Source organism: Streptomyces sp. NPDC102279 (assembly GCF_044766365.1).
Taxonomy (GTDB): domain Bacteria; phylum Actinomycetota; class Actinomycetes; order Streptomycetales; family Streptomycetaceae; genus Streptomyces.
This window is the reverse complement of record NZ_JBIWLU010000011.1, coordinates 15,953-40,168: the sequence shown is the minus strand read 5'-3', so window position 1 is coordinate 40,168 and position 24,216 is coordinate 15,953. Positions and strand designations below refer to the sequence as shown.

Sequence of the window (24,216 nt, the reverse complement as noted above, 5' to 3'; positions counted from 1 at the left end):
GCCTCTCTTGGCGTCGCACCGCAAGTCGCGTCCTACGGGTTCGCGCATGGCAGGCATACGGACCCCGGCCCTCGCGACGGCGGCCCTCACCTCCGTGGCCCTGCTCTCCCAGACGGCGAACGCCGCGCCCCCGGCCGAGCCGAGGCCCAGCCTCGAAGCGGTCGAGAAGAAGGTCAACGACCTCTATCACCAGGCCGAGACGGCCACCGACAAGTACAACGCCGCCCGGGAGAAGACCACCAAGCAGCGCAAGCGCGTCGACACCCTCCTCGACGACGTCGCCGAGCGCACCGAGAAACTCAACTCCGCGCGCGAGGAGCTGGGTTCGTTCGCCGCCGCGCAGTACCGCACGGGAGCCTCCACGCCCGGCACCGCGACGCTGCTGCTCGCCGACGACCCGCAGGACTACTTCGACCAGACGCAGCTGATGAGCCGTCTGACGACCCGGCAGAAGGCGGCCGTCGACGACTACGTCACCGAGCAGGCGGCGACCACCAAGAAGCGTACGGAGGCCGGCGAGAGCCTCCAGTCGCTGACCACCTCGCAGAGCGCGCTCAAGACGTCCAAGGCGACGGTGCAGCGCAAGCTCTCCGCGGCCCGCGACATGCTCTCGAAGCTGACCGCCGAGGAGAAGGCGCGGCTGGCGGCGATCGAGAAGAAGAAGCGGGAGCAGGCGGCCGCCAAGGCGGCGGAGCTGGCACGGCAGCAGGCCGCGGCGGAGAAGGCGGCCAAGGAGAAGGCCACCGAGCAGGGGTCGTCGTCGGGCGGCACGACCGGCTCGTCGGGCTCGACGGCCACGGACCCCTCGTACGCGACGAAGGCCGGCAAGGCGCTCGCCTTCGCCCGCGCACAGGTCGGCAAGCCGTACGTGTGGGGCGCGACCGGGCCGGACTCCTACGACTGCTCGGGCCTGACCCAGGCCGCCTGGAAGGCCGCCGGTGTCTCCCTGCCGCGTGTCACCTACGACCAGGTGAACGCCGGCACGACGGTCTCCCTCGCCGACGCCAAGCCCGGCGACCTGGTCTTCTTCTACGAAGACATCAGCCACGTCGGGCTCTACATCGGCAACGGCATGATGATCCACGCGCCGAAGCCGGGAGCCTACGTCCGCGAGGAGTCGATCTACTACGACGGCACCTCGGCGATCCACAGCGTGGTGCGCCCCGCCTAGACCCCTTCCACTTCCACGGGGCACGCGTGCGTGAAGGCCAAATCGGCGCCACGCACGCGTGCCCCACCGGCAACCGGTCCCGCGGTCCCTAGCATCGGGCGCATGCCCGAAATGCCGGATGCGCCCGACCGTCCTCAGATCCCCGCCTGGTGGGCGCGGCGGGCGCCCGCCGCCGGGGCCGCCGTCATGGCCACCGGCATCCTCTCGGTCGGCCTGTACCTGACGGACCACGAGACCCTCTCCCGGATCGCGCTGGCCCTGGCCTCCGTCGCCTGGCTCGCGCTCGCCGCGGACTTCGCCGTCCGGCTGGTCCGGGACCGGGCCCGGTGGCTCCGGGAGGCCGGCACACCGGCCGGACTGACCGCCGTCGCGGCGACCACCGTGCTCGGCATCCGGTTCTCGGCGCTGGGGTGGCAGACCCTCGCCCAGGCCCTCCTCGCGCTCGCGGCCGTGCTCTGGCCCGTGCTGCTCGTGGCCGTCGTACGGCACTGGCGCAGGCGCGCGACGGGCGGGGTGTTCCTCGTCTGCGTGGCCACGCAGGGCCTGTCCGTGCTGGGCTCGGCGGTGGGGGCGGCCGAGCACTGGGACTGGCTCGCGCATGCCGCGATGGTGCTGTTCTGGCTGGGGCTCATCCTCTACGTGATCGCGTACACGCGGTTCGACGTGCGGGAGGTGACCCGGGGCGCCGGGGACCACTGGATCGCGGGCGGCGCACTCGGCATCTCGGCGCTGGCGGGGGCCGCGCTCGTCGCCGCGCACCATGTGAACCCGTACCTGTGGAACGACGACGACCAGGGTGCGCTGCGCGCGACGACCACGGTGCTGGTGACGCTGGCCCTCGTCGGGTTCTGCGCGCTGGTCGTCGCGGAGGTGGTGTGGCCGCGTCCGCGCTACGCCCTGGAGCGCTGGGCGACGGTATTCCCGATGGGGATGACGGCCGTGGCCGCCCTCGCCGTCTCGGCCGCTCTCGACGTCTCCTGGCTCAAGGGGCTCGGAGAGGTCCTGTTGTGGATCTCGGTGGCGGCGTGGCTGGCGGTCGCCGCGGGCGCGGTCCTGGCCGCGCGGTCGGCGCCGCGGGGCTGACGCCCTCGGGCGGCCGGCAGGACCCCGCGGGGACCGCGCGGGTCCGTCAGGTCCAGAGGACGGCGATGAAGATGTTCGCGACGGTGAGCAGACCCACGAGGCCGAAGAGGTTCTTGTCGACCTTCTCGTCGTCCCGCTTCACGTAGACGAGCCCGAGGATCACGATCAGCAGGGCCAGCTTCACGCCGATCTTGGCGGTGTCGACCGTGTTGTCGTCCGCCTGGTTGAGGCCGACGAGGGCGACACCGGTGACCAGCATGGTGAGCGCGCCGTGCAGCATCGCAGGGACGAAGCGGGCGGTGCCGCGGCCCATCGCCTTCATCTGGGTCAGGAAGCCGCCGAGGAGCGCGGCGATGCCGATGATGTGCAGGCCGACGAAGAGATGGATGAGTACGTCCATGAGGCCGGAGCCTAATCGGACACCCTCACGCGTCCTCCCACCGGGCCACCCCTTCGCCCCGGCCCCTCCGGTCACCGGGCCCTCCCCCGTGCTCGGGGGCACCGGCCGTCAGCTATAGCACCGGAGTCACTCCGGTCGTCCGGGATTCGCCGCTTCGGTCAGCGCGCTGTGCGAAGTCGGTGAGTCCGGGCGGAAATACCGGTCACGTTCGGCCACCGGACGGTCCAGTGGCGGCAGTTCCGTACATGGAGTTACCGACGCCGCACTCACAGGTTTAGCGTCCTCCCCCAGGTGACCGGCGTCCCACCAAACCGCCCGGGCCAGGGGCGGCCTGCCGGACACCACCGCCGAGAAGGTCCGGCGGCGGCACGCTCCCCCTGTGTGAGCCGCCGCCGGACATGTCACCGCTTGACCGGCCCGGAAGGGGCGGTCGTACGGAAGGATGTGGGCCCTCGTGGCAGCGCACCGCAGGACCAGGCAGCGCTCTATCGGTGGAAACACGGCCCGCACAGCAGTCACCATCGCCCTCGCGGGCGCGGCGACGGCGACCGCCTTCGACGGGGTCGGACATGCCGAGCCCCAGCTCTCACCGGCGCAGGTGAAGGCCAAGGTCGACACGCTGTACAAGGAGGCAGAGGTCGCCACCGAGAAGTACAACGGCGCCCAGGAGAAGGCCGAGACGGCGGAGAAGCACCTGCGGACCCTGCGCGACGAGGCGGCCCGCAAGGAGGACCGGCTCAACTCGGCCCAGGAGGCGCTCGGTTCGATGGCGGCGGCGCAGTACCGCAGCGGCGGCATCGACCCCGCCGTGCAGCTCGCGCTCTCCGACGACCCCGACCGGTACCTGGACGGCGCCGCGTTCGCCGAGCGGGTCGGCACCCGGCAGTCGGCGGCCGTCGCCGGGGTGCGCGAACAGCTGCGGGAGATCGAGCAGCTGCGCGGCGCCGCCCACGTCGAACTGACCTCGCTCAAGGCGCGGCAGACCGAGCTGAAGCGCCAGAAGAAGACGATCACCGGGAAGCTGGAAGCGGCCCGCGAGCTGCTGGACCGGCTCACCCCCGCGGAGCGCACGCAGTACGGGGAGCGGGGCGCGGCCGGCGAGGGGCAGCACGCCTCGCGCTCCTCGGCCCGCGGACCCGCCCCGTCGACCGCCGCCGAGGCGGGTGCGTCCGGCTCGTCCGGTACGGCCGCGGCGCCCACCACGCGTGCGGCGGAGGCCGTCGCCTTCGCCTACGCGAAGCTGGGCAGCCCCTACGTGTGGGGGGCCACCGGCCCCAACGCCTTCGACTGCTCCGGCCTCACCCAGGCCGCGTACCGCTCCGCCGGCGTGTCCCTGCCCCGGACGACGTACGCCCAGATCAACGCGGGCCAACGAGTCTCCCGCTCCGAACTCCAGCCCGGAGACCTCGTGTTCTTCTACTCGGGCATCAGCCACGTCGGCATCTACGTGGGCGACGGCCAGATGATCCACGCCCCGAACCCGTCCGCGCCGGTCCGCCTGGCCCCGATCGACCAGATGCCGTTCGCGGGGGCCACCAGGCCGGTGTGACCGGCGGGCCCGTCGTTCACCGCGGGAAGAGCAACCTCGGTTCAGCGCAGTCCACTTGACACCTGCGGGTAGCGACGGCGGCGCGGCCGCGCGCCACGTGACGGCGGACGTCGGGGGTGGACTCCGCCGTCACGGAGGGCGTGACCGATGACGTCGGGGACGGACAGCGGAACCGACCGCCTCACACCAGCCGTCGCGCCGTCGCCCACCGGGTCAGTTCGTGCCGGTTGGAGAGCTGGAGCTTGCGCAGGACCGCCGAGACGTGGGACTCGACCGTCTTGACGGAGATGAACAGCTGCTTGGCGATCTCCTTGTACGCGTACCCCCGGGCGATGAGGCGCAGGACCTCGCGCTCGCGCTGGGTGAGACGGTCCATGTCCTCGTCGACGGGCGGGGCGTCGGTGGAGGCGAACGCGTCGAGGACGAAGCCGGCGAGACGCGGGGAGAAGACCGCGTCGCCGTCCTGGACGCGGAAGACGGAGTCGACGAGGTCCGTGCCGGTGATCGTCTTGGTCACGTAGCCACGGGCGCCGCCGCGGATCACGCCGATGACGTCCTCCGCGGCGTCCGACACGGACAGCGCGAGGAAGCGGACCGGCTGTTCGGCGTCGGCCATCAACGGGGCGCAGCGGCGCAGCACTTCGACACCGCCGCCTCCGGGCAGGTGCACGTCCAGGAGGACGACCTCGGGCCGGGTGGCGGTGATGACCGTGACCGCCTGGTCGACGTCCGCGGCCTCGCCGACCACCTCGACGCCGGTCCGCTCGGTCTCCCCGATCTCGGCCTGCACGCCCGTACGGAACATGCGGTGGTCGTCGACGAGGACCACACGCACCCGGCGTCCGTCCTCGGTGCCGCCGGACTCAACAGGCTCGTTCGCGTCGCTCATGACGTCTTCTCCGCCCTCTCCATCTCCAGTTCGACCTCCGTGCCGCCGTCCGGCACCGCGCGCAGTCGCGCCGTGCCGCCGTTGCGCTCCATGCGGCCGATGATCGATTCTCTGACGCCCATGCGGTCGGCGGGTATCGCGTCGAGGTCGAAACCGGGGCCGCGGTCGCGGACGGACACGAAGACCGTCCTTCCCTCGACTTCGGCGTAGACCTGTACGGCGCCGCCGTCGCCACCGTACTTGGCCGCGTTCACCATCGCTTCCCGCGCGGCCTGCATCTGCGCTCTCAGGCCCTCGTCGAGCGGGCAGTCGCCGACGACGACGACCTCGATGGGGACGCCGTGCTTGTCCTCTACCTCAGCGGCGTCGCGCCGGACGGCCTCGGCGAGGGTGTCTGGCTCCTCGTCCTCGTCCTTCCCCGTCCCCTCCGGTTTGTAGAGCCAGGCCCGCAGGTCGCGCTCCTGGGCGCGGGCGAGGCGCCGCACCTCGCCCGCGCTGTCCGCGTTGCGCTGGATCAGCGTCAGGGTGTGCAGCACCGAGTCGTGGACGTGGGCGGCGACCTCGGCCCGCTCCTGCGCGCGGATGCGCATCAGGCGCTCCTCGGAGAGGTCCTGGGTCATGCGGACGAGATAGGGACCGGCGAGCAGCGCGACGCCGACCAGGACCGCGAGGGCCGCCTGGAGCACCGAGCCGAGATGGGCGGCCGAGCCCTGGAGGACGAAAATCCCGGAGACACCGGCGGTGACCAGCAGGACACCGGCCGCGGACCGCAGCAGCGTGAGCGTGCGGCGACGGCGGCCGACCTCGGCCCAGCGGGCCCGGCGCGCGTTGTCCGCCTGGCGCCAGACCAGGGCGACACCGGCGCCGACGAGGACCGTGGGCCACAGGTACGCCTTGGTGCCGCCGCCGAGATTCACGTTCCCGACGAAGACCAGGGCGACGACGACCATGAGGAGGAGGGCGACGATCTGGCCCTTGTCGGGTTTGCGGGCCACGAGCCTGCGGCGCCCGTCCGGCGAGGTCTCGGCGGTGAACGCCGGGGCGCGTCCGGCGCCGACACCGCCGACGCCGAGCGGCACGAAGAACCAGAACGCCGCGTACAGCAGGGCGCCGAGACCGTCCGCCATGAACAGGCCGACGAACATCAGACGCAGCCAGATCACGGGCAGCCCGAGGTGCCCGGCGAGCCCGCGCGCCACGCCCCCGAGCCAGCGGCCGTCGCTGCTGCGGTAGAGCTTGCGCGAGGGCCGCGGGTCGTCGACGGGCAGAGTTGCGGCTTCCGGCATGGCATCGATGGTCACACGCCCGGCGGGCCCGGGCATCAGGGTCCGCCCCGGATACTCCCCTGATTCTTCCGCGATCGGCGCTCGAACGGCCCCCGCCCCTGCCCTCGGGGCCGGATCTCAGGGTTCTGCCAGGGTCGTCCCGACTGCCGCCCGGCCCTCCCGCCCGTCACCATGGACGCATGACAGATCAGCAGCACGCGGCGGCGGGGCCTGGTTCCGGTCCCGCGCCGGGTGATGAGCCGCGCGCTCCCGGTGAGGGCGGCACGGCGGGACGGGGCGGCGCGACCGCGGTCTCCGACGTCCCGGCCCGGTTCCGGCGCGACCGCCGCCAGAAGATGATCGGCGGGGTCTGCGCCGGGCTCGGCCGGCAGTGCGACATGGATCCGGTGATCTTCCGGATCGTGCTCGCGGTGCTCTCCGCGACCGGCGGCATCGGCCTCATCTTCTACGGGTTCGCCTGGCTCTTCGTCCCCTACGACGACGACGAGGAGAACGAGGTCCGCAAGCTCCTCACCGGCCGCGTCGACGGACAGGCGCTGGCCGCCGTGCTGTTCGCGCTGGTCGGCTGCGGTGTCTTCCTCTCGATGCTCAACAACGGCAGCGTGCTGACGTTCGCCGTGGTCCTCTCGCTGCTGCTGGCGGGCGCGGGGTACTGGTCGCGGCACCGCGACGCCCCCGACCCCGATCCGCTCGCCGCCCAGGCGGCAGCCGACGCCCCGCCGGAGGCACAGGCCCCGCCGGTGCCGGCGTCGTACCCGTCCTGGTGGCGCGACCCGATCGTCAAGGACGGCTCGCACGTCGGGGGCACCGGCTATCTGTGGGGGCCCGGGGAGACCCAGGACCGGGACGTGGCGGCGGCGCTCAACATCGCCCGCGGCACCTCACGGGCCGACCCGCGCACGGGCCGGGAGCGCAGACAACGCGGCTCGCGCTGGATCGGCGGCTGGGTCTTCCTGTTCGCGCTGCTGGCCGGCGGCCTCGGCACCGGCCTGACCTGGGACGACCAGGCACTCGGCACCAGCCTTCAGGCCGGCCTCGCCGTCGCGCTCGTCGTGTTCGGCCTGGGCATCGCCCTGAGCGCCTTCCTCGGGCGTACGGGCGCGGGGTCGGTCTTCCTGGCCGTGGTGACGGCGGGCCTGCTGGCCGCCTCCGCCGCCCTGCCGAAGGACATCACCACGCACTGGGTGCGGACCGACTGGATCCCCGTGTCGGCGGCCGACGTCCGGCCCGACTACGACCTCGGCACCGGCGTCGGCACGCTCGACCTGAGCAACGTCGACCTCGCCAAGGGGCAGACCGTGAAGACGAGCGCGCAGGTGGGCGCCGGCCGCCTGAAGGTGATCGTTCCCAAGGACGCCACGGTACGGCTCACCATCGAGGTGGGGGTCGGGGACATCCAGTTGCCGGGCGACAACGAGAAGGACGTGGACGTGGAACCGGGCAAGCACAAGCAGCTGACCCTGCCTCCGGCGACGGTCGTCAAGGACGGCGGCACCCTCGACCTCGACCTCCAGGTCGGCGTGGGCCAAGCGGAGGTGGCCCGTGCCGCGTCATGAGTTCCAGCCGGGGAAGCTGGTCGCGGGCCTCGCCCTCACCGGCGCGGGCATCGCGTTCGCCGGGGACGCGGGCGGCTGGTGGGTCACCCCGTGGTTCGTGATGATCCCCGTCGTCGTCGGCGGGCTGTGCCTGGCGGGTGCGGTGGCCTCCGTGACCCACGCGGTACGCGGACGCCGCGCGGACGGGCGCCCGCGCGGCGTGGGTTCTTCTTCTTGACCGGGCTCTAGTTGTAGGTCCCGGCGCGTTGCCTGCGCCGGGACCGCAGAGCCGCGTCGATGGAGAAGACGGAAGCACCCGCCAGCACGAGGGGTATCCACGCCATCAGGTAGATCAGGTCATTTCCGTAGTAGTACGGGTCCGAGGCCCAGCTCACGGTCAGCCACAGGCTGAGCGAGATGAGGGCGCCGCCCAGCGCGGCGATGCGGGCCAGCAGGCCGATGAGGGTGCCGATGCCGACGGCCAGTTCACCGAACGCGATGGCGTACCCGAAACCGACGGGGCTCTTCAGGGACAGGTCCACGAGGGCCGGGATCGCGGAGGAGTCGCGGACCGTGCGCATCATGTCGCCGATCGAGCCCGAGCCGGAGGACTGCAGGAAGGCGCTGTCGGTGAGCTTGTCCAGGCCGGCGTAGATGAAGGTGACGCCGAGGAAGATACGTAGGGGGAGCAGGGCGTAGCGGCTCGCGGTGTCCCGCCAGCTTCGCCTCTCCTCGAGATACGGGTCGTGCGTGTCCGACCGCATACCGTGAGTCATCGCTCTCCGCCGCCTCTCACCCGTGTTCTGTTGACCCCTCAACAGACCATACGTACGAAGGCGCTTCTTCGCTCAATGCCGGCCCCCTTTTTCCTGCCCCGGCCTCCAGGATCTCCGGCTCCGCCCGACAAACCGCCTTTCGCCCCCTCCGCCCCGACCCTTCCCAAGCCTGGGGCTCCGCCCCGGCCCCCGCTCCCCAAAGGCGCCGGAGGGGCTGAATTCTCCCCCCGGGGCTGCATCGTTGGCGGCGAAGGACATCGGCCGGGTGTCCGCGGACGCGACCGACGGAAGTGACCTCCCGGCGGCCTACCGCCCGCACCCGGCATGCGGCGGGAGGGCCGTGCCGGAACAGCGGAAGCCCGTCACTCACGTCCGGATCGAGCAGCTCCGCGTTGACGACCCACGTCTGATTCAGCGGCGACGGGCGGATGTACCGGCACGGCCCCGCCCCCCCCACCGGGCCGGAACCGCGAACCGCGAACAACCCCCCGGCCTACTCCGTCACATCGATGCCGTACCGATTCGTCTCCACGCCCGCCGCCGTCACCACCTGGACCTCGACCCGTCCGGCCTCCACATCCACCGGTACCGGCACGGTCAGTACCGCGTCCGTCGGGTTGCTGAAGCCTCCCGGCACCGGGACCAGCGGGACGTGGACATGCACCGCCCCGATCCGCACCACCATCCGCGACAGCCGGGCAGCGCCCTGCGCCCCCGGCGGCACGAACCCGGCACCCCGGATCTCGATGTCGTCCCCGGTGCGGATCGGCGCGTCCAGGTCGCCCGCCTCGCGGGAGCGGACCACGGAGAGGATCACCGGCCGGCCGCCCTCGGCGTACTTCCCTGCGAGATAGGTGGCCGCGGACACCAGCACCAGCCCGGCAAGACCCCACGGAAGGTCCGGCAACTGCGACGGCTGCCGCGCCAACCGCACCACCGCGAAGACGAGAGCGACCCCGCTGATCACGACGTACTGGATGTCCGCGAAGCTGCCGCGCCCGGAGTCGTCGGTCAGCAGGTCGGCCGCGCGCGGCCGGTCCGCGCGCACCTTCTGCAACTGCTGCCCCACCACCCGCAGCCCCACCACCCTGCGCACGAGCACCGCGACTCCGCACGCGACGGCGACGACGGTCACGACCCCCGCGCCCCGGGCGAGTTCGAGCCCGGCGATGAGTTCGTCGCGCCGGCCGTGCGCGGAGGCGACGGCCACTTGTCCCACCAGCACGAGTACGGCGTACACGGCGAGCAGCACCCAACCGGCGGCCACCGCACGGGAGGTGGAGAGACGGTTGTCCTCACCGATGACCGGCGCGATGGCACCGCCCCGCGCCCGGTGCAGCCACGCCGCCCCCGTCAGCAGTCCCGCGAGCACGACCGCGGCGAGCAGCCCGGCGGTCCGCGCCGCCGTCCAGCCCGCGCCGATCGCGGTGAGCGCCTGCACCAGGAGGAGGGCGAGAGTGGCGCCCCAGACCGTGTACGCGGTGTACCGCCACAGTCGTCGCAGCCAGGCCACGCCGTCGAGGCGTCCGCGTTCGGCGACGAGGTCCGCGGACTGGGTGAGTTCGTCGGACACCCACTGCCGGGACGCGGAGGCGGAGTGCGCGAGGCCGGCGGGCAGCCCCCGCCCGGACGCCAACGCGTCGCGTTTGGCGAGGAATTCGGCGACGGCGCGCCGGTGCCCCGTACGCGCCCCGTGCGGGCAGTCCCCGCACGTGCAGCCACCTTCGTGCACGCCCGCTCCCCCGCCCCGTGTACCGCCCTGTGCGCCGCCCGGGCCGCCGCCCCGGCCCGCGTCGCGCCCGCCGCCCTGCCCGGTGCCCGATCCGGCACCCGACCCGGCACCGTGCCCCGCACCGTGTCTCGCCTCCTGCACCGCCACGTCCACTGCCGCCTTCCCGCGCCGGAACTCTCGTACAGCCGACCCACAACTGCCCCTTATTGCCAGCGAATTGTGCCGTACGGAGCACTGGGCGCACTCGTCAGGTCGGGTCAGCGCGGGTGAAGTGCGGGACTCCGTGTTGACCCGGCTGCGAGAATTTCCCCATGGCCGAGATCATCCAGCGTGACGGGACCTGGGCCTTCGACGGCAGCACGGTGCGGATCACGCCGGGACTGCACCGCAGCGTCCCGCTGTTCCGGCAGACGTACGGCGAGGTCTCCGTCCCTCTGGAGGCGGTTGCGGGCGTCACCCACGAACCCGAGCGCAAGCGCGGCCGGCTGAGGCTGCGGCTGCGTGAGGGCGCCGATCCGCTGCTCCAGGCGACCGGGGGCCGGCTCCCGGACGCGGCGGACCCCTACCGGCTGGCGGTCGACGTGGACCGTTCCGGGGTCGCCGCGTACGTCGCCGAGGAGATCCGCCGCGCGCTGCTCCTGGACCAGATCCCGAAGGAACCGGCGACGGCGTATCTGCTCACGGGCCCGCCCGTCCCGGTGTCGGTCCGGTCCAGCGACGGGACGGTGTCCTTCGACGGGGCGCAGGTGCGGATCGACTGGGCGGAGACCTCGGACCGGGTCAAGCGGGCGACCGGGCCGCGGATCATCGCGACGGCCGACCTGGTGCGGGTCGAGTGGCTGCCCAACTCCGGCTTCGAGGACGGTTTCCTGCGCTTCGTGACGCGGGACGCGGTGTTCTCCAAGCTGCCGCCGGAGAAGGACCCGTACGCCCTCCACCTGTGGGGCAGCACCCGCCGTGACCTGCTCGCGGCCCTGGTCGCCACGGCGGTCACGGCACGGCTGCCGCATCCATCGACGCGCACCGGAGAGGTCTCGGACGGTCCCCCGACGGCAGGGGTCGTGCCGCCGCGCGCCGACCACCACGACGTACTGCTGCGCCGCCTGCGGGAGTTGGGCGACCTGCACCGCGACGGCGTCCTGACGGACGAGGAGTTCGCGCTGACGAAGGCGGCGGTCCTGCGCGGCTTCTAACCACGCCCCGACGCCCGACCCGGGACGGCAGGCCTAGGGCCTGTCGTTTGGATCATGCGGCGGGACGCGGGGCAGGGCACGCACCCTGCCCCACTCGACCCGATCGACAAGGCACCGCATGCCGGCGCCACCTGACCCGGACGACAGGCCCTAGCTCAGCAGGTCGGGTTCGCTGCGGCTGATGTCCTGCCACAGGGGCTGGTAGTTGATCCAGGCGACCAGGTCGCCGCCGAGCTGTTCGCGGGTGGCGACGGCCTGCTTGTGGTCGATGACGAGGGGCCGGCCCGCGGCCTTCGCGGAGAGCTGGACCTGGCTGGAGCGCTCCATGGACAGGAACCACCAGGCCGCGGCGTCCACCGAGTCCCCGACGGTCAGCAGCCCGTGGTTGCGCAGCACCAGCGCCTTGCGGCTGCCCAGCGCGTTCGCGATCCTGCGGCCCTCCTCGGCATCGACGGCGACGCCGGTGTAGGCGTCGTAGAGGGCGTGGTCCTCGTAGAAGGCGCAGCTCTCCTGGGTGATCGGGTCGAGCAGGTCGCCGAGGGCGGCGAGGGCGCGGCCGTGCACGGAGTGGCAGTGGGCGACGGCGACGACGTCGGGGCGGGCCGCGTGGACCTGGGAGTGCACGGTGAACGCGGCCTGGTTGACGTGATAGCGGCCCTGGACGACCTGGCCGTCCTGGTTGGCCATGACCAGGTCGCTCACGGTGACGTGCTTGAACGGCATGCCGAACGGATTGACCCAGAAGCAGTCGCTGTACTCCGGATCGCGTGCGGTGATGTGCCCGGAGACACCGTCCTCGAAGCCGAGCCGCCCGAACAGGCGCAGCGCGCCGGCCAGCCGCTCCTTGCGGTGCTGCCGTTCGTCGTCGAGTGACTCGTGCATCGGCGGCATGGCGAACCGCAGCTGGTCGGTGGGGCGGGGCAGGGGCGGGGTGGGCCCGTGCATAGGTCCTCCAGCACTGGCGTGTTCGGTACGGAGCGGAAGTTACCCGGGGTCAGCGCAGGAGAACAGGGGTGTCCGGGGGAGAGATGGTGTTCCGGGAGAGAAAAAACGGAACGGGAACAGGACTCGTCGAAAACACGACAGAAGATGTCGGGTATGGGCGGCAGACTCGGGACATGAACTGGGCAGCCCTCCGCACGGCCGAACCCGACCTCGCCGCCACGGTCGAGGACCGTTTCGGCGCCTTCACCCACCACATCCTCGCGACCCTCCGCCGGGACGGCTCACCCCGTACCTCCGGCATCGAGGTGCGCTTCGTCGGCGGCGAGCTGTGGCTCGGCATGATGCCGGACTCGCTGAAGGCCCTCGACCTGCGCCGCGACCCGCGCTTCGCGCTCCAGGCGAACCCGGGGGCCGGCACGGGCATGGGCGGCGGCGACGTCCGCGTGAGCGGCCGGGCCGTCGAGGTCGGCGACGACGACCCGGCGAAGGCCGCGTACGTCAAAGAAGTGGAACCGCCGCAGCCGTTCCACCTCTTCCGCACCGAGCTGACGGAGGTCACGCGGACCCACGTCGAGGACGACACGTATCTGGTCGTCCAGGTCTGGAACCCCGGCGCGCCGGTGCGCACGCTCAAGCGGACCTAGGAGCTTCTACGCCCCTCGCGGGAGGACTACTCCCACTCGATGGTGCCCGGGGGCTTGCTCGTCACGTCGAGCACGACGCGGTTGACGTCCGCGACCTCGTTCGTGATGCGCGTCGAGATCTTCGCCAGGACGTCGTACGGCAGCCGGGACCAGTCGGCCGTCATGGCGTCCTCGCTGGACACCGGACGGAGCACGATCGGGTGGCCGTACGTCCGGCCGTCGCCCTGGACACCCACGCTGCGCACGTCCGCGAGCAGGACGACCGGGCACTGCCAGATGTCCCGGTCGAGACCGGCGGCGGTCAGTTCCTCGCGGGCGATGGCGTCGGCGGCGCGGAGCAGGTCCAGCCGCTCCTTGGTGACCTCGCCGACGATGCGGATGCCGAGACCGGGGCCGGGGAACGGCTGGCGCTGGACGATCTCGTCCGGCAGGCCGAGCTCCTGGCCGACCATCCGGACCTCGTCCTTGAACAGCTGGCGCAGCGGCTCGACGAGCTGGAACTCCAGGTCTTCGGGAAGGCCGCCGACGTTGTGGTGGGACTTGATGTTGGCCGTGCCGGTGCCGCCGCCGGACTCGACCACGTCCGGGTACAGCGTGCCCTGGACGAGGAACGCGACGTCCTCGCCCTCGGCGGCCTCGGCGATGATCTCCGCCTGGGCCTGCTCGAAGACGCGGATGAACTCGCGCCCGATGATCTTCCGCTTCTCCTCGGGGTCCGAGACGCCCTTGAGTGCGGTGAGGAAGCGCTCCTCCGCGTCCACGACCTTGAGCTGGACGCCGGTCGCGGCGACGAAGTCCTTCTCGACCTGCTCGGTCTCGCCCTGGCGCATCAGACCGTGGTCGACGTACACACAGGTGAGCTGGGAGCCGATGGCCTTCTGGACGAGGGCCGCGGCGACCGCGGAGTCCACACCGCCGGACAGACCGCAGATGGCGCGCTTGGTGCCGACCTGCTCGCGGATGAGGGCGACCTGCTCCTCGATGACGTTGCCGGTCGTCCAGGACGGGGTGAGACCCGCGCCGCGGTACAGGAAGTGCTCCAGGACCTGCTGGCCGTGCGTGGAGTGCATGACCTCGGGGTGGTACTGGACGCCGTAGAGCTTCTTCTCGTCGTTCTCGAAGGCGGCGACCGGGACGACGTCCGTGGAGGCCGTGACGGTGAAGCCCTCCGGGGCGGCGGAGCAGGCGTCGCCGTGCGACATCCACACGGGCTGCTCGTCCGGGGTGCCCTCGAAGAGGGTGGAGCCGGACTTCGAGACGTGCAGCGGCGTACGGCCGTACTCGCGGGCGCCGGTGTTGTCGACCGTGCCGCCGAGGGCCGTCGCCATCAGCTGGAAGCCATAGCACATGCCGAAGACGGGGACGCCCGCCTCGAAGAGCGCGGAGTCCAGGCGCGGGGCGCCCTCCGCGTACACCGACGAGGGACCGCCGGAGAGGATGATCGCGGCCGGGTTCTTGGCGAGCATCTCCTGGACCGGCATGGTGCTCGGCACGATCTCGCTGTAGACCCGGGCCTCACGGACGCGACGGGCGATGAGCTGGGCGTACTGCGCACCGAAGTCGACGACCAGGACGGTGTCGGGGGCGGCGGGGGACGCTTCTGGCACGGTCTGCCTTCCGGCGGTGAGCAAAGGGTGTGTGGGGGCGATTCTACCGGGGGCGACGGTGCGGGTGGCGCCGCCCGCCTTCCCGGCCCGGGTCTCACGATCCGAACCGGCTTGGCCGCGGCTCCCGTACGCGTGCATACTGCGGTCATGCTCACGCACACGACGTTCCTGTTTACCTATGGCAACCGGCCCACCGGCTGCCATGGTCGTGCTGCTTGAGCAACTGACAAGCGACTTCCCAGGCGCCCCGGGCCGACAAGGCCCGGGGCGTCTGCCGTTTCCGGGCCCGACGGCTCCGGGGCACCCCTTCCACCGAGGAGCCCCGCCATGACCGACGTACTCGACAAGACCGGCGCCCGCACCGACGACGCCGCCGACGTGATCACCGGCGCCCGTGAACGCATCGACGCTCTCGACGACCGGATCATCGGTCTCGTCCAGGAACGGATGGCCGTCTCGGCGGTGATCCAGGAGGCCCGGATCACCTCGGGCGGCCGCCGGGTGAACCTCTCGCGCGAGATGGAGGTCCTCGGCCACTACCGGGAGGCGCTCGGCAAGCCGGGCACCTCGCTGGCCATGACGCTCCTCGAACTGTGCCGCGGCCGGGTCTGACCCCCGCGGCGACAGGGCGTCGGACCGCCTGCGTCCAAGGCGGACGGCCCCTTACCCGGCGTACGCACGTACGCATTCCCTCTCACCCGTACGGCGCGTGACCGGGGCGCGGCGGGCTTCGTTTCTCCTGGTGTCCGTGCCAGCCAGGGGCGGGTCCGAAAGAACCACGCGTGGCTCCGCTGGAGCGATGAGACGTACGGATCGTGCCGTGCGTCGTGGGACCTCGCTCCAGGTGGTGTGACCGGACGGCAGGGGACAGCAGCCCGGTCACTCATAGACGGTCGGCTCCGGGGACGCCCGGGGCCGCCCGGCGGAATCTGTTCAGGGATGCCGGACGGTTGCGGAGGCCGTCGCGACATCCGCACGAGCGAGAACAGCGCACAACCGAGTCCGTGCCGCGGCCCCCTTGCCGCGGCCACCCCGTGACCAGCGGCGCACCCCCCCGGCGCCGCCTCGAGGCACCGGCGCTGCCCTGACGTCGGTGCTGACGGAAGAAGGGCCCCGCGGACACCGTTCCGCGGGGCCCTTCCCCGTGCCCGGGTACGAACACGGCGAGGGCGCGTGCGGGCGCGGAGACTCTCAGGTGCGGGACACCGTGCCGCAGGTCCCATCGGCGGAGCTCCGGAGGCCGCGGCTGCGGTCGTAGGGGTCGACGGTCGGGCCGGTCGGCGGCGCGCCGGAGGGACCGGTCGAGTCGAAGTGCGGGTGCAGGAAGCCGTCGTAGACGTCGCAGGCCGAGTTGCCGATGTCCTCCCTGTACTCGCGGATCTGCAACGTGCCGGGCGTGACCTGGAACTTCCGCGGATCGGAGAACGCGACGTCGAGGACGCGGCGCACGATGGTGCGGTCGACCTCGGTGGAGTTCCCGTCGGCCGGGGTGACCGGATAGACGAAGGTGTAGTCGGCGTGGATGGCGACGGACGCGTTCTTGCCGGCCGTGAACGTGGTCCGGCCGCGCGTCTTGACCACCTTCCCGACCAGGCGGACCTCGTCGGGGTCGAAGCGGCTGAAGAGAACCAGCGGATCGTGCTTCCGGTCCGGTTCGCGCAGCCACTGGTTCACGTCGTGGACCATGCCCGGTTGCCTGGGGTCGAGGACGGCGATCGCCGCGGCGGGGCGCTCCCCGCGCAGCGCCGCCGGGTCGAGGTTCGCCCCGGCGAGCAGCGTCTTCGTGTTGTCCAGCGCGGTGTCGACCTGCTCCTCGGTGAGCGAGCCGACCGGGGTGGCCTTCGGCAGGACGATGCCGGCCGCGCCGTCGGCCCAGCGCTCGGCGGGCGACCCGGCGAACGGCCGGTCCAGGGTGGGCGTTCCGGAGTCGCCGGAGGACGGCGGCGTGGTCGGTGCCGCCGTCTCGACGGGCAGCGGAAGGGTGTCGACGGCGGCGTCGGACGAACTGCCGAAGGGGTCACCCGGCAACAGGGACGGCTTCATCGCGACGACCACGACGGCGACGGCGAGCGGGACGCCGAGAATCGCCCACAGCCTGCGGCGCCGGGCGGCGCGTCCGTCCATCTCACGCCAGGCGGGACCGGTCCGCCAGCCCTCGGGCTGCGCGGGTCGCGGCGGGCTCCTGCGGAAGATCCGCCGGGGGGCGCGCTCGGCGTTCCGGGCGTCCTCCTGGCGCAGCCGCTCGGTCACCAGGCGCGCCCGCGCGGACGGCTCCTTCGGCGCGGAGCTCCGGATGTCGCGCTCGCTGTCGAGGGCGAAACGCTCCCACACATCGTCAGGAACCGCTGGTGGCCCGGTTTCCTCGGGCTGCTTGTCAGACACGAGGGTCAGTTCTAAGCGGTTCGAATACATGTGCACAAGGCGCGCATGGATGTGACTCAGCCCACATAAGAATTCTGTGAAGGGCGGGGCAACCCTTCCCGGCCTTCGCAGGTCACACCTGCAGAACCAACGGCCACACCCGCGCCCCACAGCGGAGGCCTCGTCCGCACCACCCACCCGTGCGCCTCGTCGACGCGCACCGGACTCCCGAGGTCTTCATGAAGATTCGCCGTGCCCTGGCCACCGCGGCCGCGACGGCTGTCATAGCCCCGCTCGCGCTGCTGTCGGTCGCCCCGGCCGCGTTCGCGGAGGAGAGCGCCACCCCGAGCGCGAGCGTGTCGGAGTCCCCGTCCGAGTCGGCCTCGCCGAGTGCGACGCAGACGACGCCCGAGCCCACGGACACCGCGTCCGCCTCGGCGACGGCGACCACGCCGGGCGGCTCCGGCCCCTCCGCGTCGGCACCGGCGTCCGCCTCCGCGTCCGCCTCGACGTCCGCGTCCACGTCCACGTCACCGTCCTCCTCCGCCTCGCCGAGTCCGAGTGGAAGCACTCCGGCCGACATCTGCGTCGACGAGAACGGTGAGGACGTCAGCGAGCTGAGCGCCGACCTCACCAGCAGCCTCACGGGCCTGCCCCAGCGGATCGTCGCGGGCAGCGGCTGGACCGGCTTCAAGTACAACGTCTCCAACCACGGGGACCGCGCCATCGCGGACATCACGCCGCTGATCGGCGTCGCGGCCGCGGGCTGGGACGGCAGGGACTACTCGGGCAAGATCACCGTCCAGGTCCTCGACAAGGCCTCCGGCTCCTGGAAGGAGGTCGCGGGTGCGGCGGGCGAGGGCGGCACGTTCACCCCCTTCTCGCTGAACGCGGGCACCTCCACCTCGTACCAGCTCCGGCTGAGCGTCAGCGGCAAGGTGCCGGACGCCATCGGCATCACCGCGGGCTTCGCGCAGTACGCGGACGACGCGGGCTGCTGGATCGCCGACGACCCGAACGGCTGGATCTACGAGTTCGCGATCCTGGCCGCCGGTTCCGACGCGGGCGACCCGCCGGACTCCAAGCCGCAGACCGGTGGCGCGAAGGAGATCAAGGACGTCAAGACGGTGGACGCCACCGGCTCGCTCGCCGAGACCGGCTCCAGCTCCGCCCTGCCGACCATCGCCCTCGCCGGCGGTATCGCCGTCGTCGCCGGTGCCGGTGCGCTGGTCGTCGTCCGCCGCCGCAAGTCCGGTGGCGCGACCGCGTAGCACGAACGGACAGCACGCACGCGGGCCCGGCCCCGTACACGAAGAAGGACCTGCGCTCGGAGGGGGGCGCAGGTCCTTCTTCGTGTGGTCCTTCTTCTCGGTTCCTCCGCGTCCGGGCTACGCCTTCGGCGGCACCGCCGGCATGCCGAGGAACGGGAGCCGCAGCGCGCCGAACGCGTCCGACGGGACCGCGGGCCGGAGCGGCTCGACCGCCTTGAGGCGCTCGTACGCGGCACCCGGCGCCGGACGCGCGTCGGCCTCGCCCTTGTTGGGCCAGAACGACATCGCCCGCTCGGCCTGTGCCGTGATGGTCAGGGACGGGTTGACGCCGAGGTTCGCGGAGACGGCCGAACCGTCGACCACGGAGATCCCCGGGTGGCCGTACAGCCGGTGGTAGGGGTCGATGACCCCGTCCTCCGCCCCGGCACCGATCGGACAGCCACCGAGGAAGTGCGCGGTCAGCGGCGTGCCCATCAGCTCGCCGACGTTGCTGCCCGCGAAGCCGTTGATCTCCTCGGCGAGGGTGGTGGCCGCCTGCGAAGCCGCCTTGATCTGCTTGGGGTTGGGAGCCCCGTGCCCCTGACGTGCCGTCAGCAGCCCCTTACCCGCGCCCTTCGGCTTCAGGTACGTCGTCAGGGAGTTGTCCAGCGACTGCATGACGAGCCCGATGATGGTGCGCTCGGACCAGCGCCGGTTGGACAGCGACCGGAGCACGAGGAGCGGGTGCCGGGCCGCGTTGGCGAACCAGCCCGCCACCCGCGACGAGCCCTCCGCGTAGGGGACCTGGAGGATGGACAGGCCGCCCATCGCGTTGGATCCCCTGCCGTAGCGGACGGGTTCGATGTGCGTGTTCTCGTCCGGGTGGATCGAGGACGTGATCGCGACACCCTGGGTGAAGTCGGCCTTGGGCGTCCCGTGCAGCTTGCGGTACCGGCGGTCGTCGGTCTGCGCGCCCACCAGCGCCTCGGAGTTGGTGCGGGTCAGCTCGCCCAGCCGCTTCGACAGGTACGGAAGCCGGCCGCTCGCCTTCATCCGGTGCAGCAGGGTCTGGGTGCCGTACGTGCCGGCCGCGAGGACGACCCGGCGCGCGGTGAGCGTGCGCCCCGCCCCCTTGCGCCGCTCGTCCGTCGGGAGGGTCTGCACGGCGTACCCGCCCCGCGAGTCGTCCGTGACGGACACGACCGTCGTCATGGGATGGACGACGGCACCCGCCTTCTCGGCGAGGTAGAGGTAGTTCTCGTTGAGGGTGTTCTTCGCGCCGTGGCGGCAGCCGGTCATGCACTCGCCGCACTCGGTGCACGCCTTGCGCGCGGGGCCCGCGCCGCCGAAGTACGGGTCGGCGACCTCCTGGCCCGCCGTCGCCTTCGCCGATCCGTCCGCGTCCTGCCCGTCGCCGAAGAACACGCCGACCGGAGCCAGGTGGAAGCTGTCACCGACGCCCATCCGCTCGGCGGCCGCCTTGAGATGGACGTCCGACGGGGTCATCGTCGGGTTGAGCCGCACACCCAGCATGCGCCGGGCCTGGTCGTAGTACGGCTTCAACTCCTCCTCCCAGTCGGTGATGTCCTTCCACTGCGGGTCCTCGAAGAACGGCTTCGGCGGTACGTAGAGGGTGTTGGCGTAGTTGAGGGAACCGCCGCCCACTCCGGCGCCCGCGAGGACCATCACGTTGCCCAGCAGATGGATGCGCTGGATGCCGTACATGCCGAGCCGCGGGGCCCAGAGGTAGTTCTTGATGTCCCAGGAGTTCTTGGGGAGCGCCTCGCGGGTGAAACGCCGGCCCGCTTCGAGGACACCGACGCGGTACCCCTTCTCCGTCAGCCGCAGGGCGGTGACGGAGCCACCGAAGCCGGAGCCGACGACGAGGACGTCGTAGTCGTACGTTCCCTCGCCGGTGTCCGCTCCCGCGTCCGGCTGTTCCTGGACAGAGCTCTCCTGTGACACGTGCTGCTCTCCTCGTCGAGAACGGTTGGGACGCGTGGGGAATCCGCTGCGAGAACGGGTGGGATTGGGAAGGCCGCCGGTTACCGCAGCCGGAACGCCTTCATGACCTTCAGGCTCCGGCTCATGAACGCCGCGTACTTCTCGTCGTCCATGCCGAGGGACGGGGCCATCGGCAGCAGGCGCTGCTGGGCGACGGTCTGTGCCTCGGTGTACTTGAGGATGCCCTCGGAGCCGTGCCGGCGGCCGAGGCCCGAGTCCTTCATGCCGCCCATCGGCGACTGGACACTGCCGTACGCGGGCGCGTACCCCTCGTTGACGTTCACCGTGCCGGTGCGCAGCCGGGCCGCGACCGCGCGGCCCCGCCGGCCGTCCTTCGTCCAGACGGACGAGTTGAGCCCGTACGGCGTGGAGTTGGCGAGTTCGACGACCTCGTCCTCGGTGGAGAAGCGGTACAGGGAGACGACGGGCCCGAAGGTCTCCTCGGCGCAGACGGCCATCGGCGCCTCCACGCCGTCGAGGATGGTGGGCTCGAAGAAGTACGGGCCGATGTCGGGGCGGGCGACACCGCCGGCGAGGACCGTGGCGCCCTTGGCGACGGCCTCCTCGACGTGTCGCGTCACGGTCTCCAGCTGACGCTCGCCGACCAGCGACCCCATGTCCGCCCCGTAGGCGAGGGAGGTGCCGAGGCGCATGGCGCGGGTGCGGGCGGCGAACCGCTCCGCGAACGCGTCGGCGACCGACTCGTGGACGTACAACCGCTCGATGGAGATGCAGAGTTGGCCGGCCGAGGAGAAGCAGGCGCGGACGGCGCCCGCGGCGGCCTTGTCGATGTCGGCGTCCTCCAGGACCACCATCGCGTTCTTGCCGCCGAGTTCGAGGGAGACCCCGATGAGCCGGGCGGCGGCACCCTGGGCGACCTCGCGGCCGGTGCGGGTCGAGCCGGTGAACGAGACGTAGTCGGCGTGCCGGACGACCTCGGGTCCGACGACGGGCCCGTCCCCGAGGACGACCTGGAAGACCTCGGCGGGCAGCCCGGCCTCGATGAGGAGGTCGCGCGCCCACAGGGCGGTCAGGCAGGTCTCGGTGTCGGGCTTCATGACGACCGCGTTGCCCGCGACGAAGGCGGGCAGCGCGTCGCCGACCGACAGCTCCAGCGGGTAGTTCCAGGGCGCGATCTGCCCGACGACGCCGCGCGGGTGGCGCAGTTCGGTGACCTTGGTGAGGGTGGGGACGGCGCCGGTGTGCCGCTTCGGGCGCAGATAAGCGGGCGCCTTGCGGCCGTAGTGCCGGGCGGCGACGACGACGGCCTGGACCTCTTCGTGCGCGTGCAGCCGGGCCTTGCCGGTCTCCAGCTGGATGAGGTCGAGCACCTCGGCCTGGCGGGCGAGCACGAGGTCGTGGAAGCGCAGCAGGACGGCGGCGCGCTGCCGGACCGGGGTGGCGCCCCAGGCGACCTGGGCGGCGCGGGCCCGCTCGAAGGCCTTCTCGACGTCCTCGGGGGTGGACTCGGGCAGGTCGGCCAGCTTCTCGCCGGTGAACGGCGTGTGGTTGGCGGTCCGCCCGGACCCGACGACTCCCTTGGTGAGCTGTGCGACCAGCTCGGGGGTCACGACATCCGCCGCGGTGCGCGCCCCGGAGGGGGCGGGGGCGAGGGGGTTGGTCCCGACGGGAGCGGTCTTCCCGCCCGTCTCGTCCGCGGCCGGGGTGGCGGCGACCGGGTCCGCGGCGGCGTCCGACGTCCCGGCCACCGCTGTCGGCACCGCGTCGGGTGCCTCGGTGGCGGGGGCCGGATCCGCGTCGGGCAGCGCGCCGGCTCCGGCCGCCACGTCGGCGGCGGCCGTCTCGTCGGTGCCGGTCTTTTCCGTGGCCTGCTCCGCGGCCTGCGAGTCCGTCATGAGCCGCAGGGTATGCCCGCTCGCCCCCTTTGGGTACCCGTCGGTAACGTCCTTTCACGGACCACTCACACACCGCCAGCGATCACTGGCAGCAAACACGCTGATCAGGGCGTTGTCAGTACGGCCGGCGCCGGGGCGGCACTTTTTTCGCTCACAGCTTGTCCACGTCCAGGTTCGCGATGGCCTGCCGGGCGACCTCACGGCCGCGTTCGGTGAAGTCACCCTTGCCCGGGTAGCTGACCGTGAGCTTGTACATGTCGCCGGCCGCCGACTTGTAGTAGAAGAGCCGCAGCTCGCGCGGGCGCGGACTCTGGCTGTCGGTGGTCGTGTAGGTCAACGTGTTCTCGGCGGACTTCCTGCCCCGGTAGGTCGTGTCCCCCTCGGTCTTCGTCTTCGGGCCCTCGGGCATGCTCAGGCTGTACTCGCCGCTCTCCTTGAAGTCGCCGTTGTCGGCGTACATCTCGGCCGCAGCGGAGTCCTTGATCTCCTTGTTCGCGTCCTCGGACTTCCTGGCCAGGGTCAGCCCGATCCAGATGCTGCCGCTCCAGTCGGTGTACGTGACCCAGTGCCCCTTGTCCGAGGACCGGTCCGGCTTGGACTCCTGGTACGCGGCGGGCACCGCCAGCGTCGCGGCGACATCCGTCACGTGACGCTTCTTCCACCCGTCGGGCAGTGGACCGGCGAACGGATCGGCGATCACCAGGTACGCCGCCACCGCGACGGCGACGACCGCGGCACCCAGGCCGATCAGCGTCCTGCGTCCGATCCGGAGGCCCGGACCGCCGGAGGCCCCCGGGCCCATCGGGCTCGCGACGGTGACAACCTGCGTCGGCGCGGGCGCCGGAGGCCGCGCGGCCTCCTCCAGGAGGCGCCGGACCCGGTCCGCGCCGGGGCGGTGCGAGGGTTCCTTGGCGAGCAGGCCGTTGATCACCTCGGCGAGCGGACCCGCGGCCGAGGCGGGCGCGGCCGGCGTGGCGTTGAGGACCGACTGGAGGGTGGCGGGCGTGTTGCTGCGACGGAACGGCGAGACGCCCTCGGTCGCCGTGTAGAGCACCACACCGAGCGACCAGAGGTCGGACGCGGGACCCGGCCGCTGGCCCAGCACCCGTTCCGGGGCGATGTACTCGGGCGAGCCGACGAAGCCGCCGGTGTCGGTGAGGCTGGTCTCGCCCTCGATCTGGGCGATCCCGAAGTCGGTGAGCACGACCCGGTCGTGCCGGCCGAGGAGCACGTTGTCGGGCTTGACGTCCCGGTGCAGGATGCCGGCCGCGTGCGCCGCCTCCAGCGCGCCGAGGACCTCCAGGCCGATCCGGGCGGCCTCGCGGACACCGAGGGTGCCCTCCTGGAGGGCGTCGCCGAGCGAGCGGCCCCGCACCAGTTCCATGACGATCCAGGGCTGGCCGTCCACGACCGCCACGTCGTGGACGTTCACCACGGCGGGGTGGTCGAGCCGCGCCGCCGCGCGCGCCTCGCGCCGCATCCGCTCGTACACATTGGCGCGTTCACGCTCGGGAAGATGGTCCGGGACGCGCGGCTCCTTGACGGCGACCTCGCGGTCCACGGTCTCGTCCTTGGCCCGCCACACCGTGCCCATGCCGCCGTGGCCGAGCTTGGACAGCAGCCGGTACCGGCCGGCGATGAGCCGCCCGGCTCCCGGTTCCTGCACGGGCTGTGCCGGACGCGCCTGCTGCTCCGGCTGTGTCTGCTCCGGGACGACCCGGGTGGGCGTGGCGTACGGATTGCCCGGGTACGGAACGGCGGCCTGCTCCTCCGCCTGCCGTCCCGGCACGGCGGGCCGTGGTGGTTGCAGACCGAAACTCGTCGGTTCTTCGCCCCCGTGAGGGACTCCCCCGTTGTCGCTCATGGGTCCATCTCTATCGCGGCGGGGCCGTCGGCATCCAGCCCTGTCGCCCGCCGGTCACAGACCCGTGACGC

The 24,216-nt window shown here is 72.1% G+C and carries 20 protein-coding genes; 9 read left to right on the top strand and 11 right to left on the bottom strand.

The genetic code is table 11. The features are described from left to right. Nucleotides 1–7 precede the first annotated feature (7 nt). Nucleotides 8–1,171 (top strand): NlpC/P60 family protein, encoded by a 1,164-nt coding sequence (locus ACIRQH_RS27320; RefSeq protein ID WP_388929568.1) that lies wholly within the window; start codon nucleotides 8–10, stop codon nucleotides 1,169–1,171. Between the two features lie 111 nt (nucleotides 1,172–1,282). After that, the gene (locus ACIRQH_RS27315) at nucleotides 1,283–2,254 is read left to right on the top strand and encodes a tellurite resistance/C4-dicarboxylate transporter family protein (protein WP_388869643.1); all 972 of its coding nucleotides are present in this window, start codon (nucleotides 1,283–1,285) and stop codon (nucleotides 2,252–2,254) included. A 46-nt stretch (nucleotides 2,255–2,300) separates the two neighbouring features. On the opposite strand, the gene ACIRQH_RS27310 is transcribed toward ACIRQH_RS27315, so the two are convergent. Next, a complete protein-coding gene (locus ACIRQH_RS27310) occupies nucleotides 2,301–2,654 on the bottom strand; it encodes a hypothetical protein (RefSeq protein WP_358819738.1) in 354 nt (117 codons plus the stop codon). Between the two features lie 454 nt (nucleotides 2,655–3,108). On the opposite strand from ACIRQH_RS27310, the gene ACIRQH_RS27305 reads away from it, so the two are divergent. Next, a complete protein-coding gene (locus ACIRQH_RS27305; protein ID WP_404227250.1) occupies nucleotides 3,109–4,203 on the top strand; it encodes an NlpC/P60 family protein in 1,095 nt (364 codons plus the stop codon). Between the two features lie 181 nt (nucleotides 4,204–4,384). Here ACIRQH_RS27305 and ACIRQH_RS27300 read toward each other — a convergent pair whose 3' ends face one another. Further along, nucleotides 4,385–5,092, bottom strand: coding sequence for a response regulator transcription factor (locus tag ACIRQH_RS27300; RefSeq protein WP_164373289.1), 708 nt, complete (start codon nucleotides 5,090–5,092; stop codon nucleotides 4,385–4,387). Next, complete coding sequence (locus tag ACIRQH_RS27295) at nucleotides 5,089–6,378, bottom strand: PspC domain-containing protein (protein WP_358819736.1); 1,290 nt, start codon at nucleotides 6,376–6,378, stop codon at nucleotides 5,089–5,091. The genes ACIRQH_RS27300 and ACIRQH_RS27295 overlap by 4 nt, the downstream gene beginning before the upstream one ends. A gap of 179 nt (nucleotides 6,379–6,557) precedes the next feature. Between ACIRQH_RS27295 and ACIRQH_RS27290 the strand changes: the two genes are divergently transcribed. Continuing rightward, the gene (locus ACIRQH_RS27290; protein ID WP_404227247.1) at nucleotides 6,558–7,934 is read left to right on the top strand and encodes a PspC domain-containing protein; all 1,377 of its coding nucleotides are present in this window, start codon (nucleotides 6,558–6,560) and stop codon (nucleotides 7,932–7,934) included. After that, entirely contained in the window at nucleotides 7,921–8,151 is a 231-nt protein-coding gene (locus ACIRQH_RS27285; protein WP_358819734.1) for a hypothetical protein, read from the top strand. The genes ACIRQH_RS27290 and ACIRQH_RS27285 overlap by 14 nt, the downstream gene beginning before the upstream one ends. A gap of 7 nt (nucleotides 8,152–8,158) precedes the next feature. On the opposite strand, the gene ACIRQH_RS27280 is transcribed toward ACIRQH_RS27285, so the two are convergent. Together ACIRQH_RS27280 and ACIRQH_RS27275 are read right to left on the bottom strand one after the other, a co-directional pair. Then, complete coding sequence (locus ACIRQH_RS27280) at nucleotides 8,159–8,689, bottom strand: DoxX family protein (protein WP_358819733.1); 531 nt, start codon at nucleotides 8,687–8,689, stop codon at nucleotides 8,159–8,161. A 493-nt stretch (nucleotides 8,690–9,182) separates the two neighbouring features. Continuing rightward, complete coding sequence (locus ACIRQH_RS27275) at nucleotides 9,183–10,421, bottom strand: hypothetical protein (RefSeq protein ID WP_358819732.1); 1,239 nt, start codon at nucleotides 10,419–10,421, stop codon at nucleotides 9,183–9,185. Between the two features lie 311 nt (nucleotides 10,422–10,732). Here ACIRQH_RS27275 and ACIRQH_RS27270 point away from each other — a divergent pair, with 311 nt between their 5' ends. Then, complete coding sequence (locus tag ACIRQH_RS27270; protein WP_388869212.1) at nucleotides 10,733–11,614, top strand: DUF4429 domain-containing protein; 882 nt, start codon at nucleotides 10,733–10,735, stop codon at nucleotides 11,612–11,614. A gap of 150 nt (nucleotides 11,615–11,764) precedes the next feature. Here the strand turns inward: ACIRQH_RS27270 and ACIRQH_RS27265 are convergent, their stop codons facing one another. Then, nucleotides 11,765–12,559 carry a class II aldolase/adducin family protein gene (locus ACIRQH_RS27265; protein WP_358819730.1) on the bottom strand — a complete coding sequence of 265 codons (795 nt, stop codon included), beginning with the start codon at nucleotides 12,557–12,559 and terminating at the stop codon, nucleotides 11,765–11,767. 173 nt (nucleotides 12,560–12,732) lie between these two features. Here ACIRQH_RS27265 and ACIRQH_RS27260 point away from each other — a divergent pair, with 173 nt between their 5' ends. Next, nucleotides 12,733–13,203, top strand: a complete 471-nt coding sequence (locus ACIRQH_RS27260; protein ID WP_358819729.1) for a pyridoxamine 5'-phosphate oxidase family protein — start codon at nucleotides 12,733–12,735, stop codon at nucleotides 13,201–13,203. Nucleotides 13,204–13,229: 26 nt separating this feature from the next. Here the strand turns inward: ACIRQH_RS27260 and guaA are convergent, their stop codons facing one another. Further along, a complete protein-coding gene (gene guaA / locus ACIRQH_RS27255; RefSeq protein ID WP_358819728.1) occupies nucleotides 13,230–14,810 on the bottom strand; it encodes a glutamine-hydrolyzing GMP synthase in 1,581 nt (526 codons plus the stop codon). A 327-nt stretch (nucleotides 14,811–15,137) separates the two neighbouring features. On the opposite strand from guaA, the gene ACIRQH_RS27250 reads away from it, so the two are divergent. Further along, nucleotides 15,138–15,422 (top strand): chorismate mutase, encoded by a 285-nt coding sequence (locus tag ACIRQH_RS27250; protein WP_358819727.1) that lies wholly within the window; start codon nucleotides 15,138–15,140, stop codon nucleotides 15,420–15,422. Between the two features lie 579 nt (nucleotides 15,423–16,001). On the opposite strand, the gene ACIRQH_RS27245 is transcribed toward ACIRQH_RS27250, so the two are convergent. Next, complete coding sequence (locus tag ACIRQH_RS27245; RefSeq protein WP_404227240.1) at nucleotides 16,002–17,192, bottom strand: hypothetical protein; 1,191 nt, start codon at nucleotides 17,190–17,192, stop codon at nucleotides 16,002–16,004. 179 nt (nucleotides 17,193–17,371) lie between these two features. On the opposite strand from ACIRQH_RS27245, the gene ACIRQH_RS27240 reads away from it, so the two are divergent. After that, entirely contained in the window at nucleotides 17,372–18,442 is a 1,071-nt protein-coding gene (locus ACIRQH_RS27240) for an LAETG motif-containing sortase-dependent surface protein (protein ID WP_388929564.1), read from the top strand. Between the two features lie 117 nt (nucleotides 18,443–18,559). Here ACIRQH_RS27240 and ACIRQH_RS27235 read toward each other — a convergent pair whose 3' ends face one another. From ACIRQH_RS27235 to ACIRQH_RS27225, 3 genes are all read right to left on the bottom strand, one after another. Then, nucleotides 18,560–20,386 carry a GMC family oxidoreductase gene (locus tag ACIRQH_RS27235; RefSeq protein WP_358819724.1) on the bottom strand — a complete coding sequence of 609 codons (1,827 nt, stop codon included), beginning with the start codon at nucleotides 20,384–20,386 and terminating at the stop codon, nucleotides 18,560–18,562. Between the two features lie 80 nt (nucleotides 20,387–20,466). Continuing rightward, nucleotides 20,467–22,281 (bottom strand): succinic semialdehyde dehydrogenase, encoded by a 1,815-nt coding sequence (locus tag ACIRQH_RS27230; RefSeq protein ID WP_388869199.1) that lies wholly within the window; start codon nucleotides 22,279–22,281, stop codon nucleotides 20,467–20,469. Nucleotides 22,282–22,432: 151 nt separating this feature from the next. Next, nucleotides 22,433–24,145, bottom strand: a complete 1,713-nt coding sequence (locus ACIRQH_RS27225) for a serine/threonine-protein kinase (RefSeq protein WP_404227237.1) — start codon at nucleotides 24,143–24,145, stop codon at nucleotides 22,433–22,435. Between the last annotated feature and the right edge of the window lie 71 nt (nucleotides 24,146–24,216).